General features: G+C 53.6%; 12 protein-coding genes. 7 read left to right on the top strand and 5 right to left on the bottom strand.

Going from position 1 to position 12,988, the window contains the following annotated elements; translation table 11 throughout:
- The first annotated feature begins 65 nt into the window (after window positions 1-65).
- Window positions 66-926, top strand: coding sequence for a TPM domain-containing protein (locus CKL79_RS09100; RefSeq protein ID WP_121969355.1), 861 nt, complete (start codon window positions 66-68; stop codon window positions 924-926).
- A gap of 45 nt (window positions 927-971) precedes the next feature.
- On the opposite strand, the gene pgeF is transcribed toward CKL79_RS09100, so the two are convergent.
- On the bottom strand, window positions 972-1,745 hold the full coding sequence (pgeF, locus tag CKL79_RS09095) for a peptidoglycan editing factor PgeF (protein WP_121969272.1): 774 nt from the start codon (window positions 1,743-1,745) through the stop codon (window positions 972-974).
- Window positions 1,746-2,023: 278 nt separating this feature from the next.
- On the opposite strand from pgeF, the gene CKL79_RS09090 reads away from it, so the two are divergent.
- The 4 genes from CKL79_RS09090 (at window position 2,024) to CKL79_RS23820 (ending at window position 5,315) form a co-directional block, all read left to right on the top strand.
- Window positions 2,024-2,494: a hypothetical protein gene (locus CKL79_RS09090; RefSeq protein WP_121969271.1), complete on the top strand. Its 471-nt coding sequence runs from the start codon at window positions 2,024-2,026 to the stop codon at window positions 2,492-2,494.
- An 85-nt stretch (window positions 2,495-2,579) separates the two neighbouring features.
- Entirely contained in the window at window positions 2,580-4,586 is a 2,007-nt protein-coding gene (thiO, locus tag CKL79_RS24365; RefSeq protein WP_121969270.1) for a glycine oxidase ThiO, read from the top strand.
- A 75-nt stretch (window positions 4,587-4,661) separates the two neighbouring features.
- A complete protein-coding gene (locus tag CKL79_RS23825; RefSeq protein WP_240518761.1) occupies window positions 4,662-4,937 on the top strand; it encodes a nucleotidyltransferase family protein in 276 nt (91 codons plus the stop codon).
- Window positions 4,938-4,964: 27 nt separating this feature from the next.
- Entirely contained in the window at window positions 4,965-5,315 is a 351-nt protein-coding gene (locus CKL79_RS23820; protein WP_240518760.1) for a hypothetical protein, read from the top strand.
- Between the two features lie 62 nt (window positions 5,316-5,377).
- Here CKL79_RS23820 and CKL79_RS09075 read toward each other — a convergent pair whose 3' ends face one another.
- The 4 genes from CKL79_RS09075 to CKL79_RS09055 form a co-directional block, all read right to left on the bottom strand.
- Window positions 5,378-5,659, bottom strand: coding sequence for a type II toxin-antitoxin system RelE/ParE family toxin (locus CKL79_RS09075; RefSeq protein WP_240518759.1), 282 nt, complete (start codon window positions 5,657-5,659; stop codon window positions 5,378-5,380).
- Window positions 5,660-5,797: 138 nt separating this feature from the next.
- A complete protein-coding gene (locus tag CKL79_RS09070; RefSeq protein ID WP_121969269.1) occupies window positions 5,798-6,061 on the bottom strand; it encodes a prevent-host-death protein in 264 nt (87 codons plus the stop codon).
- A gap of 496 nt (window positions 6,062-6,557) precedes the next feature.
- On the bottom strand, window positions 6,558-10,034 hold the full coding sequence (locus tag CKL79_RS09060) for a tetratricopeptide repeat protein (RefSeq protein ID WP_121969268.1): 3,477 nt from the start codon (window positions 10,032-10,034) through the stop codon (window positions 6,558-6,560).
- A gap of 33 nt (window positions 10,035-10,067) precedes the next feature.
- Window positions 10,068-10,397 carry a hypothetical protein gene (locus CKL79_RS09055; RefSeq protein WP_121969267.1) on the bottom strand — a complete coding sequence of 110 codons (330 nt, stop codon included), beginning with the start codon at window positions 10,395-10,397 and terminating at the stop codon, window positions 10,068-10,070.
- A gap of 151 nt (window positions 10,398-10,548) precedes the next feature.
- On the opposite strand from CKL79_RS09055, the gene CKL79_RS09050 reads away from it, so the two are divergent.
- Window positions 10,549-10,719 (top strand): ssl1498 family light-harvesting-like protein, encoded by a 171-nt coding sequence (locus CKL79_RS09050; RefSeq protein ID WP_121969266.1) that lies wholly within the window; start codon window positions 10,549-10,551, stop codon window positions 10,717-10,719.
- Between the two features lie 156 nt (window positions 10,720-10,875).
- Window positions 10,876-12,969 (top strand): hypothetical protein, encoded by a 2,094-nt coding sequence (locus tag CKL79_RS09045; RefSeq protein WP_121969265.1) that lies wholly within the window; start codon window positions 10,876-10,878, stop codon window positions 12,967-12,969.
- The last annotated feature ends 19 nt before the right edge of the window (window positions 12,970-12,988 follow it).

Genomic DNA, 12,988 nt, shown 5'->3' with positions numbered 1-12,988 from the left:
ATTAGGTAAACAACTGTAAACAGAGGCGTCATTGCCTTCGGCTTTAACTAATGAAAACGCGCTTCATGACTGTGCCTGGGCAAGCTACCCACCGAGCAAAAAATCCGGCGGAGCAAAAAGCTATTGCCCAGCTCTTCAACTGGGCAATCAGGTGCGCTGTGGTGTGCTGCCTGGCGGTGTTGGCCTGGTCACCCACTGCACCTGCGCTGGCGTTTAACAATCCTGAGCTACTACCCGATGAGCCGACTGTAGTAATCGACCTAGCTCGCATTTTGAACGAGGCCCAAGAAGACTATCTCAACGAGCACCTATCTGTCTTTGAAGCAGAAACTGGCTGGAAGCTGCGGGTACTCACTCAGTTTGATCAAACGCCTGGACGCGCGGTAAAGGGCTTTTGGGGACTCGACGATAAAAGCATCATGCTAGTAGCCGATCCTCGGGGAGGCAACCTGCTCAACTTCAGCGTGGGAGACCAGCTTTTTCCGCTGCTGCCGCGAACGTTTTGGATTGAGCTGCAGACGCGCTTTGGCAACCAGTTTTTTGTCCGAGACAACGGTGAAGACGGGGCGGTGCTGGGGGCGATTAGCGCGCTTGAGACCTGTCTCAACCGGGGGGGCTGCGTGGTGGTGCCTGGATTGCCCCGCGAGCAGTGGATTTTGACGCTGATTACCTCTATTTTGGGCGGGGTGATCTGTGGATTCGCCGCGCAGCCACGCAAAGCCGGACAGGGGATCGCCTGGCAGTGGGCGCTGCTGTTTTCGCCGCTGTGGGGGATCTTGTTTTTCGCCTTTGGCCTGGGGCCAGTAGTGACTCGCACGCCTGAGCTACTGCCGGTTATTCGCAACGTGTCGGGCTTCTTAATCGGCGCGCTGGTGGCTTTTTTGACGCCGGTCTTTGGCCAGCCGCCAGTAGACGATCAGGCTTAGAGGATTGGGCTTGGGCAACCGGACTGCTTGGGCAGCGACTCAGAATTAGCGGCTGACGATGCCTGACCACTGCACTTTTTTCTCATGCGTGCGGCGGTAGGAAAAGAAGTTAGCCGGATCTTGATAGGTGCAGTAAGGAGCGATCGCTATCTGCTCAGGCTCAATTCCCATCTGCTCAAGCTGAATCTGATTGACTCGTCTCACATCCAAACGCAGTCGGTCGGGCTGGGGATCGCTGAGCAGCGGCGGATTTTTGATCGCCCTCACCGCCTCGATCAGAGCATCGCCCGTCAAAGGCTCTGAGGAGATCCCTGCTTCAATACTGAGAACCACTTCAGCAGCAACATCACGACCTACCTGATAAACGCTACCGTCAATGGCTGGCCCAAGCACAAACCGCAGATTTTCAAGCTGGCTGCCTTGAGCCTGAAACCGCGCCACCGCCGCTGGCAAAATTTTTTGGGCTGTGCCGCGCCAGCCAGCATGGACTGCTGCTACCTGGCCTGTGATGACATCGCTTACTAGAGCCGGAGTACAGTCAGCCGAGCAAGCCCATACCGCCTGCTCAGGCCGCTCGGTAATAATGCCGTCTGCTAGCGGTAGCAGTTTCGGACTCGCTTCAATTTCGGTAGGGGTGAGCACATCGCCACTGTGTACCTGCTTCACCCGGTATACCTGCATAGCGGGAGAGATTACTTTTACCAGTGCTTCTGGAGCCGCCGGGTAAAAGTGGCGCGTAAAAAATCCGTGAGGCTGAGGCAGCAAACTGCAGGTGAGAAAAGACCTCTCTTGCCAGGTATGCCAGGTCCAAAGTTGCATAGTTAAGTAATCGACCGCTTGGCGGTACGCTTGATTAAAGAGCTTACCGCAGAGCAAAGACGCCGAACAGTGATATCCGATGCACAAGCGCCCTAGCCAGTCACGCAAAGGCGATTGAGGACGTTACTATGGAATTTCTTGCATGAACTCAATTTCTCAATTTTCGGTGGTTTTCGGCTGAAAAGACCAGGGCAGCGATTTGCAAAAATCAGGGCCAACAAAGTACCGACTTCAGCTTTTAAGGGCAACGTAAGCAAGGCAACGTGAGGGCAAAGTTCATGGTTAACAAGTACACGCTTGGCGGCGCAGTTCTGAGTATTTTCTTGCTGGCTATTTTTGGCGTCAACCGCGCTCTGAACTGGCTCACTCAGTCAACGTCAGAGACCGCTGCAGAAGACCGGATCGTCGCAGTCAACGCGAACAACACCAACGGGGCTCTTTCACCTGACGCTCAATCCAACCGCTCAGCAGACGGTCAGATTATTAGCCAAGCTGACGACTCAAACGTCGATCTGCTGCCGTTAGAAGAAGCGGGCACCTATATCCAGCGGCAGCAGAGCATCGACCCAGATGCAGCGGTGGCCGGTTCAGCTGTAGAGATGAGTCCGTCTAACAATGACAGCTTCCCCGTCGCTCAAAGTAGCGACACTATCAATAATCCTCAACCGACTCAGCCCGAGGTCGTCGATGATCCTGGCTCAACCACCCCAACACCGACCCCTGCACCTGCAGTGCCTGCCCTTTGGTGAGGGACTTTCGACCCGTTCAGCTCATCGTTTAATTTGACCTTTTGATTTGACCGTTCACTCTGACAGTTCAGCTAACAGTACGGCTATGGGGCAAGCAGACGCATTGGTCGTAGGGGGAGGTGTGATCGGTCTGGCGATCGCACTCGAACTCCAGCAGCAGGGCCTTCAGGTCACCGTTCTCAGCCGCGACTTTGAAGCTGCCGCTGGCCACGCCGCCGCCGGGATGCTAGCGCCTGGGGCCGAGCAGATTGCCCCTGGTCCGATGGCAGACCTCTGCCAGCGCAGCCTGGCGCTGTATCCCGACTGGGTCAGTAAGCTAGAGGATCGCACGGGGGCTGATAGCGGCTACTGGCCGTGCGGCATTTTAGCGCCTCAGCTTCAATCAGACGCCCCTCTGGTCAGCTCTCATCGGGCCAGCTCTCATCGGGCTATGCCTGGCCTCAGCGCCGCCGCCCTGCACAGCTATCAGACCGGTCTCAGCCCAGAGATCACTGGCGGTCGCTTTTACCCAGAAGATGCTCAGGTAGACAATCGCGCCCTGATGCAGGTTTTGAGGTCAGCAGCGAGAGATTTGGGCGTCGATATTCAAACTGGGGTCACTGTTGAAGGCTTTGTGCAGCGGCAGCAAAGAGTTGTTGGGCTGCGCACGTCTGCCGGAGAAAAGCAGGCGGCGCACTACATATTAGCCACAGGTGCCTGGTCAGGTGAGCTGCTGCCCATCCCAGTGACGCCTCGCAAAGGGCAGATGCTCTCTGTACGGGTGCCGCCTGGCTATGGCCAAACCCAGCCTTTGCAGCGGGTGCTCTATGGCGAAAAGATATACATCGTGCCCAGACGCGACGGTCGCATTGTTTTAGGAGCGACCGTTGAAGAGGTTGGCTTTACACCGCATAATACGCCAGCCGGGGTAGCTCAGTTGCTAAATGCGGCGATCGCCCTCTATCCCGAACTAAAAAATTTCCCGATTGAAGAATGCTGGTGGGGCTTTCGGCCCGCGACTCCAGACGAGCTGCCGATCTTAGGCGCTGGCCCCTGCGAAAACCTGACGCTGGCGACCGGTCACTATCGCAACGGTATTTTGCTGGCTCCTATTACTGCCAAATTAATCGCTGGGCATCTGCAAGGCACGCTCGATGCGCCGCTGACTGACCTGCTCACCGCCTTTAGCTATCAGCGCTTTCGCCAGCCTGCCCAGCCTGCTAATCCAGCTTCACTTTCTAACCACCCGCTCTCCAGCCCCCAACTTTCTATGCCGCTAACCGAAACGCCTCGTCCCACTATCCTCGAAAAGTCGATTGACCAAGACATTTTGACAATTGCCGGTAAATCCTTTCGCTCCCGGCTGATGACTGGCACCGGCAAGTTCAGCAATTTGGACACGATGCGCCGTAGCTTCGCCGCTAGCGGTAGTGAAATTGTCACGGTAGCCGTTCGTCGAGTGCAGACTAACGCCCCCGGTCATGAAGGACTCGCTGAAGCGATTGACTGGCAAAAGGTTTGGATGCTGCCGAATACGGCGGGCTGCACCGATGCTGAAGAAGCCATTCGCGTGGCCCGACTGGGAAGGGAAATGGCCAAGCTGCTGGGCCAAGAGGACAATAACTTCGTCAAGCTGGAAGTGATCCCCGACGCTAAGTATCTGCTACCCGACCCGATAGATACGCTCAAAGCCGCCGAGCAGCTCGTTAAAGAAGGATTTGCGGTGCTGCCCTATATCAACGCCGATCCGCTGCTAGCTAAGCGCCTAGAAGAAGTCGGCTGTGCGACGGTGATGCCGCTCGGTTCGCCGATTGGCTCGGGGCAGGGCATTCGCAACGCTGCCAACATTCAGATCATTATTGAAAACGCTGGCATTCCGGTGGTAGTCGATGCAGGGATTGGGACGCCGAGCGAGGCGGCTTATTCAATGGAATTAGGAGCGGATGCGCTGCTGATTAATAGTGCGATCGCGCTTGCCAGAGACCCGGTGGCGATGGGTCAGGCTATGGGCATGGCTACACAAGCCGGACGGCTCGCCTACAGGGCCGGACGCATTCCGGTCAAAGCTTTTGCCAGCGCTAGCTCTCCGACGACGGGTACGGTTAATAGCTGAGAAGAATAAGCGGTCAGAGCTGAATCGAGTTCAATCTTTGGAAAAGTGACTCATGCTATAGATTGGAGGCCAGCCATGATTATGAACCCGGCCATCGGAGACATTATTAGAGATGGGGTACTGTTCGACGTGAAGAATTGGGGGAGCGAACCGCCTGATGTGAATCAGCTTCCTGAGGCTATCGAACAGCTATTTGACATTTTTGAGCAGCGGCAAATTGATTATTTGCTGGTGGGTGGAATTGCGCTGTTGAGCTATGTGGACGGGCGCAATACTCAGGATATTGATTTTATTTTGAATAGGGCTGATTTGAAGGCGATTCATGAAATTGCGGTTTCAGAAGAGAATTAGGATTTTGCTCGGGGTCGGTTTGGCAGATTGCAAATTGACTGTTGGCTAACTCGCAATTCGTTGTTTCGGATGGTGTGCGATGACTACGTAACCAAAAGGCCGTTTGGGAATCGCACGGTTCGCTGTGCCACTGTTCGGGGACTGCTGCTGCTGATTTTTTTTGCCCTGCCTTCGCTCTATCGGCAGGACCAGTTTAGTAAAGCCAGCATTTACGAAAACGACATCACTCAGCTTTTACTCACTGAACCGGTTGAGCTTTCTGACATTCTTCAGGTGCTCGCGCCCTTTGTGATTCCGACTGACTTGCAGAAGCTACAAACCACGGCCAGTGAAATTGAGCAGCGGTTTCAGCGGTTTCGATTGCAGCAGGAGAGATAACTAATCCTCAGCATCGTCACTGGAGAACTGTTCGAGTTGAAGGGCTTGTACGAGTTTTTGCGCTAGCTGATACACATCTTTACGGTCACCTTCTTTCCTTCTCCCCAAAGCCACCACAATACCAATACAGCCTCCTCCTTGATATGGTAAACAATTCGGTATCGCTGCCCAACCGCTCGAATACTGCGATAGTCTGCTAGGTCGGCTTTGAGTGGTTTTCCCTGCTGCTCAGGACTTTCAGATAACCGTTTGAGTCTGGCAATTAGCAGCTCCTGCTCTCTGCGATCTTTTACTTTGGCAAGCAGTTGCTTTGCTTCAGCCGTTAATACAACTCTGTAAGTCATTTATTGGGCATCTATAGCTTTGGTCACTTTGCTTTCACTATTAACATTGACTGAAATCCTTGTAAAACAAAGATCAAAGTGACTCGCAACAAACGTAGGCGTTTCCTTCTATGCGAGTAGGCTCCGCTTGTTGCGATACTAAAGTGCTAGCTCGGCTTCTACGTCTGCTAAGTCGAAGTATTCTTCTTTGTCTGCTTGTTGAATACCTGCTTGCAGATGCTCTAAAAACTCGGTATCTGCCACAATTTCAGCCGTTTCAAAATACGACAAAAAATCGTCAATACCAAACACGATCATCGCAGGAGAACCTTCCTCTGTAATGATGGCAGGCTGGTTTTTGAGCGTTTTAGAGAGCTTTGGTAGCTGTGCCTGTGCTTGAGAAATTGTGAGCTGATTGAACACGGCTTACCGTCTAGCTAAAAAGTTAGTCAAGCGTTTCTATCAGATTCTATTCTATCGCTTTGCAGGTAGGGGAACTGCTGGTGGTCAGTAGGGCCGTACTCAAAATTGCTAGGTAGTGGCAGTATTCGCATCGGTAGACTAATTTGCCGATTGTTGGTCATAGTATACTAATAAATATTGCGTTCGTTCTTTTGCAGAGGCTGCTAGATGGCGGTTCGAGCAATTTTAGAGTGGGATGATGAGGCGTAGGCGTATTCGGCGACTTGCCCAGAGTTAAACTATGTGTCTTCTTTTGGAGAGGACAAAGAAAAGACGATCACTAATCTAAAAGATGCCATTCAGCTAATGCTAGAGCCGATTTCCGAGCCTTTATTGAACATGAAACCGCCAGCAGATGCCATATAGCCATATAGCGAGGTGTTCTTGTGTCAGATATATCGCCTCGGTTGACTGCTAAGTAGGTTATCAAACAGCTCAAGACAGCCCTTTTCTATCTTCATTGGCTTCTTATGAACAGAATTCTTTCTTTGATTGCTTCCTTCTTGGGCGAATCTAGCTCGTCTAATGTTCTGAGGCATTCCTCTAGGTGCTCTAGAGCACCTTCTGATTCTTTAAAGTGCTCATATAGTATATTGCCTATAGCACCAGCAGCTAGGGCTGCGCCAATGCTATTGCCTGCTTTCAAAAAGTATTCACGTGAAGCTCGAAAAGCGTCGATTGCATCTCTTCCAGAACCATTCAGTAGTTGAATAGCTCCCCACATACCGAACGTATCTGCTTTTGCAGAAAAACCTCCTGGAAATCTCTCGATAAGGTGCAACGATTTTTTTACATATTTAGAGCTCTTTTTCACGAATTTTAATTCTAGATAGGCACCAGCCAAGGTGTTAAAGGTGATTACTTGGTCACAGAGATCCCCTTGCTGAGTCTCAATCTTCAAAGCCTTCTTTAAATATACGATTGCTTTCTTAGCTTTGCCTTGCTTCAAGAGAACATGTCCGATTTCGTGCAATGACTTCGCTTCTGCTCTGACGTCCCCAGCAGATTCAAAGAAATTGAGACATTTTTCCAGTAGGGGTAAAACTTCGCCGTATTTTTCTTGCTGAATAAAGACTCTTCCAAGTTCATGCAGCGCGAGATGAAATCCTGACAAGTCACCAACTTTTTTAAAGTGGGCTAATGCCAAATTGAAAAAATCCATCGCCAAGTTAATGTCGCCTACGAGAAAGTATACCCTTGCTATATCGTGAAGGATACTTCCTCTCATAACCGAGTTTTCATTATTTTCTACGAGCCAGAGAGCTTTTTTATAAGACGTAATTGCTTTATCTAGTTTGCCTATATCTGCATATGCACCAGCAACCTTTCTATATGCACCTGCTTTTGCTTCTTTATTCCTTAATCTTCCTGAAATTACTAGGCTCTTTAGATAGCCAGCCAGTGCCTGTTCTGTCTGTCCTTGCTGATCGTATAGATCAGATAGTCTATTATTTATTTCGAGCTGAATATATAGATATGACTCTGTTCCTTCCTTGCAAATTTCCGAAGTCTTTAGCATCTCTGATGTTCTTTTATAAAGACTAAGCGATTCTTCTTTTAATCCCAAAGTGCTTTTGGCAATTGCAATGTTCAGCAGGAGCTGAGGATGCTCAGTCATGTAGAATGCCTTTTCACACATTGAAATAGTCTCACGAGCTTGCCCTCTCATCAGCCATCTTTGTGATAACACTACCGCAGTTGATACAGATAGCTCATGCTCTTTCCCTTTCATAGCTATTCTGTGAATCTCAAGAACTTTAGCTTCTCCATCAACGGCATCGCCTGACCACGTTTGCGCAAGTTTTCTTGCGGCTTTTCCTAATAAATTTTCTTCATAAATCAATTCGAGAGGTAAGATTCTCGGCACTCGTAGTTCTTCGTTCCAGCCTTTCTCTAATAGCCCAATGGCTATGGCTTGATTTATAAGATTTTCTACTTGTAAAATCCCCTCGCAAACGACAGCAATTGCTTCTCTAGGCACTGGCAGCTCGTACACCCTCGCCCGCGCCAACATCTTCCGCATCGACTCATCCATCTGTTGCACTAGCACCGCCGCCAGCACTCGCTCCCGCAATTCCTTCGGCTTACGCTCCAGCTCATCCAACACTGCCACTACGCTGCCCGCTCCCAACTCCGCCGGATTGCACAGTATCTTATCTAACCACTCCAACAGTCTCGGATTCCCATCCGCTAACCGCAGCGCCCGCTCCTGTAGCGGCTTCTCAATCGCAGACTTATCCCTGAACGCCGCAAGCTGTTGACGCTTTTTACGCAAGTCCGCACCCGCTAGCCCCTCCAAAGGCTGCTTATAAACCCGCCTCAGCCCATCAAACTCAAAATCATACCGGCAGGTAATCACCACCCGGTGCCCCCGCTCCGCCGCTTCAAGCGCCCACATCAGCGCCTCCATGGCCCGCGCCGGATTCTGCGCCGGGCTCTCTGGCTTACTCGCCTTCAGCCGAAACCCCTGACCCACCGGCTCCAGGTTCGCCTCAAAATCATCCAGCACCAGCAAAAAGTCCCGCTCTGCCGCCTCAAACAAATCGCGCAGCCGATACTTCAGTGGCTGACTGTGATCTTGCACCTGCTGACGCAAGTTCGGGTCGCGCACCCGCTCCGCCAGCTTATTCACCAGCCCCGCCTCATCCAACGGGCCAAACCACACCACCCGCTCAAAGTCCGATAGGCGATCGCACAACCTAGCCGCCAAACTGCTCTTACCCAGCCCACCCATGCCATGAATCAACACGCCCGTACTCTCTAGGTCTCGCAGCGCCCGCAAACAAGCCTGCAACGGTCTCCGCCTACCTACAAAGCTCTCCCGCTTGGGCACCTTCACCTTTTGCTCAGCATCCAAAAAGTCCGTCGCCATCGAAGGCTTTTGTGCTCTCTGCCGCCCCTTCGTCTTCAGCGGCGTCACCAAATTTCGCGGCATCGCCCCCGCCACATACAGCCGCAGCAAGTGCCAATCTCGCGCCTCAGCCTCAATCATCGCCTGGTAGGTTTTTGCCAGCGCCTCCGGCAAACTCCCCGCGCCCGCCAAAGCCTTATACAGCGCCTCCGCCGCCAAAATGCCATCCACATCTCGCACCGGACGCCCCCAGCCCAGCACCGCGCCTGCCCCAGCTTCCAGCACCGCCGCTGCCATACTCGGTACCTCGCCTCTGCGCCCCGCCTGCCCCGTATGGCACCCCGACAAAAACACCAACGGCGGAAAGCGAAACTGAAGCGTTTTGGCAATATCCTGCGGGCTCGCATCGTAGCGATCGCCCGTCTCCGTCTCCGTAATAAAGCGCGGCCCCTTGTCACTAATCGAGGCATGACCACTCAAATGCACCACGTCAAAATAGTCAGGACCATAGGAAGTTAGCAGCTCCGCCAGCTCAGACAAGCAGCCGCTCTCCTCCACCGCCAGCGTCAAAGGCTGCCTTGCCGTCGCCGTGAGAATGCGCCCCTCCTCCGCCTCAAAATCTAAAACCGGCTTCACCCCCACAGGCGAAGTCGCCATAAACAGCAGTTGCAGCGGTCGATTTGGCACTGCCGCCGTCTGCCAGGTCAGCCGCTCACCCTGCCACCGCACGGGGACAACGGGCTGCGATCGCCCCACCAAAAAGCCCTGCCCATCGTGCATCACCTCCCAGGGCAAATGCGCCAGCCGCTCACCTGTAGCTATGGCTAGCACCGCCGAGCCTGACCCGAGTAAAGAAGACAGCCAGCGATCGCTCCCATCCAGCCATTCGTACAGTCGCCGCCCGGTCTTCACGGAGCCTTCCGGCAGCGCCACGTAATAGTCGCGCTCCATCAGGTCTATCAGGTCTTGAATCTCTGCGAGGGGCAGCCACCGCTCAGCAAAGGCATTCAGATTCTCGCCGCTGTAGCGCAAATCGGCATAGTCAACATCGAGCGATCGCAGGTCAATATGGAGAATTTGCATAGCAGCCGGGCGAGCAGTCAAAACTCAAAAACGCTATTTCGCCAGCGGCTCTAGCGCCCTAGCAATTTCCTCAATAGTGGCATCTTCAAGCAGAAAACGCCCTTTCGGAGTGACAATCAGCACCTTTTCAATCTTCTTCACACCCTGCCGCTCCCGGTAGGCCACATACCACTGCCGAATCTGCTCCGCTATCGCCATCGTGCCGCCGACAATACCCAATACAGTCGCTACCACCGTCAGCCCGCCATCGCGCGTTGCCTCCGGGTCGCGCTCATATTCGCCTGTGAGCCCATCAATTTCAAAAAGAGCGATCGCTGCCTCCTGCGCAGCCGCTCCTTCAATAGCAATCTTGAGGTCGTTCATAGTTTGTGTTACCCGCTGTAGCGGAAATTTGAGCAGTAGGTGCTGATTTTTGCGAACTGTTTCTTTCCTATGGCAGATTTATTGACTAAGCACTGGAAAAATAACCGTTAATTTGTTAATATAACTTCACATTAAATGAGTGATAACTACTATGCGTTATACCGAAGACGAAACCGGCTTGCTGAACAATTTTGCGGTTGAGCCCAAAATGTACGAAGCTGAGCCCCCGAGCGGCAATGAGAAGCGGAACTATATTATTTTAGGAAGCGTTGCCGCTAGCTTGGTAGTGGGCTTATTCGCGATCGCTGCTTCCGTCTCCTAGTCACTTCTCGGCCAGAGTCCTCAGACTGGCTACTAATTTATCTTTCCTTGAAAGCTCGCTCATCAGCGGGCTTTTTTGCTCGCTGCGTCTGTAGAGATGCGGTCAGGCTAAGTCACCTCAGCGTATAGTACAAGTGCAGATGTATTAGCACTCTCTATGGTCGCGCTCTGGATATCTGGCCCGACTCGCAGCGGCAAAACCCATCAGCTCATCGACTTTGCTCAGACTACCGGAGCCGAGCAGCGTCAGCCCCTGATTGTCTTTGCGGCAAATGGGGACAATCGCATGGTGTTGGCCAGTCGGCTGGGTGAAGCTTTGCGCGATCGCGTGGCCACTCTCACTACCACCCCGGCTGGGTTCATTCAAGACGAAGTTATTCTATTTTGGCCGCTGCTCGTGCAGCAGTTAACCCTTCAGGCTCAGTTTCCGCTCAAGCTCCGCCCCGAAAATGAGCAGGTGCTGGCCACTCAGCTCTGGCAGCCCCGACTTGACGACGGCACCCTACAAGTAGAAGGCTGGCGAGAGAGCCGCACGGTACGCCGCACCCTCGACTTTTTACAGCTTGCGGCCCAAGCAGGCGTGCCAATTGAAGAGATTCCGGCCCGGCTGCAAACGGGCATATCTGGCCTAATAGCGCCCTCTGCCGTATGGCAAACCGTGGGTGCAGCGCTGGTCGAATGGCGAGACTGGTGCCTGCAAAGAGGGCTACTGACCTACGGGCTGATGAGTACGCTGTACTGGCGGCACCTGCTGCCCACGCCGCAATACCAAACGCAGCTACTGTCCCGGTTTAGCGGTCTGCTGGCTGACGATGTGGATGAATATCCAGCGATCGCTCGCCCCCTATTCTCTGTTTTTTTAGACGCTGAGCGGCCCTGCGCCTTTACCTATAGCCCTCAGGGTAAAGTGCGTTTGGGCTTAGGCGCTGACCCAGAGGCGCTGCTACCGCTCGCTGACCGCTGTCAAGTAATCGAGCTAGAATCGCCCCGCACTGATTCTTTAGCCCGGTTTGGCGATCGCTTTGCCCACTGGGTAGAAGATCCGCTGGCCATGCCCGACCTCCCTGAGCAGGTATCGCTCATTCAGGAAACCTCACGCGGGCACATGCTGCGAACGACGGCTGAGGCGATCGCCCAAGCGATTGAAAGCGGCCAGGCCCAGCCCAGCGAAATTGCCGTCATTGGCCCCGGTCTAGACGCCATTGGCCGCTACAGCCTGATCGAAATTCTCAGCAGCCGAGGGATCGCCCTAGAATCGCTCAGCGACCAGCGGCCCTTAGTGAGTTCGCCGATGGTGCGAGCACTGCTATCGCTGCTGGCTTTAATCTATCCGGGGTTAGGACGGCTAGTAGACCGGGATGCGATCGCCGAAATGCTCGTCGTCCTCAGCCAAAATCTCTCTCTTACTCCCAGCACCAGCGCCTCCCCCCCCTGGTTTGATCTGGTCGCCATCGACCCCGTCCGCGCCGAACTGATCGCCGATCACTGCTTCGTCCCCGATGTCGAAAATCCTCACCTGCTGCCCGCCAACACCTTCGCCCGCTGGGATAAGCTAGGGCACCGGGCCGCCGCTGCCTACAGCCGCCTGTTGGCATGGATTCATACGCAAAACCAGCTGCGCCAACAGCGGCTCACCTTCAACCCCGTCATCTCTATTGATCGCATCATTCAAGACTTTTTGTGGCGCGGTAATCATCTGCCCTACGATCAGCTCGCCACCCTGCGCGAACTGACCGAAACGGCCCAGCACTTCTGGGAAGTAGAAGAGCGGTTGCGCCTGGTCGATGGCCCTTCCGAGAAAACAGCCCTGAGCGCAGTCGGTCGCTTTATCCAGCTTCTGCAAAAGGGCACGGTTTCTGCCAATCCCTATCCGGTGAAGCCGCTGGCTCCTGACCGTCAGGGCGTCACGCTTTCAACCATCTATCAGTACCGCGTCCAGCGCCTTACGCATCGCTGGCAGTTTTGGCTAGATGCGGGTTCACCGCTGTGGGGAATGAGTGCCGGAGAACTGTTTGGCGCACCCATCTTTTTGCAGAGCTGGCCCGGTCGCCCCATTACGCCAGCGGAAATTGAAGCAGCCAACGAAGCTCAGCTCAGCCGCACTTTGCGAGACCTTGCCGGCCGAACTCAAGCGCGCATATTTTTGTGCCACAGCGATCTCGCCCTGACCGGACAAGAACAAATGGGGCCGCTGCTCTCGCTAGTCAGTGCGGCTCAGCCAGTGGAAGCAGCGACTGCTGAAGCTCTGTAGAACCCTTTCTTCGTAAACA

The organism is Leptolyngbya sp. BC1307, from assembly GCF_002286735.1.
Lineage (GTDB): Bacteria > Cyanobacteriota > Cyanobacteriia > Phormidesmidales > Phormidesmidaceae > Phormidesmis.
Note: the sequence above shows the minus strand (reverse complement) of the source record. Positions and strands in the feature narration are given on the sequence as shown.

What these genes read in the sequence shown, in the direction of transcription:
- CKL79_RS09100 (WP_121969355.1), top strand. Translation starts at nt 66, where the DNA reads ATGACTGTGCCTGGGCAAGCTACCCACCGAGCAAAAAATCCGGCGGAG.
- pgeF (WP_121969272.1), bottom strand. Translation starts at nt 1,745, where the DNA reads ATGCAACTTTGGACCTGGCATACCTGGCAAGAGAGGTCTTTTCTCACC.
- CKL79_RS09090 (WP_121969271.1), top strand. Translation starts at nt 2,024, where the DNA reads ATGGTTAACAAGTACACGCTTGGCGGCGCAGTTCTGAGTATTTTCTTG.
- thiO (WP_121969270.1), top strand. Translation starts at nt 2,580, where the DNA reads ATGGGGCAAGCAGACGCATTGGTCGTAGGGGGAGGTGTGATCGGTCTG.
- CKL79_RS23825 (WP_240518761.1), top strand. Translation starts at nt 4,662, where the DNA reads ATGATTATGAACCCGGCCATCGGAGACATTATTAGAGATGGGGTACTG.
- CKL79_RS09075 (WP_240518759.1), bottom strand. Translation starts at nt 5,659, where the DNA reads ATGACTTACAGAGTTGTATTAACGGCTGAAGCAAAGCAACTGCTTGCC.
- CKL79_RS09060 (WP_121969268.1), bottom strand. Translation starts at nt 10,034, where the DNA reads ATGCAAATTCTCCATATTGACCTGCGATCGCTCGATGTTGACTATGCC.
- CKL79_RS09055 (WP_121969267.1), bottom strand. Translation starts at nt 10,397, where the DNA reads ATGAACGACCTCAAGATTGCTATTGAAGGAGCGGCTGCGCAGGAGGCA.
- CKL79_RS09050 (WP_121969266.1), top strand. Translation starts at nt 10,549, where the DNA reads ATGCGTTATACCGAAGACGAAACCGGCTTGCTGAACAATTTTGCGGTT.
- CKL79_RS09045 (WP_121969265.1), top strand. Translation starts at nt 10,876, where the DNA reads ATGGTCGCGCTCTGGATATCTGGCCCGACTCGCAGCGGCAAAACCCAT.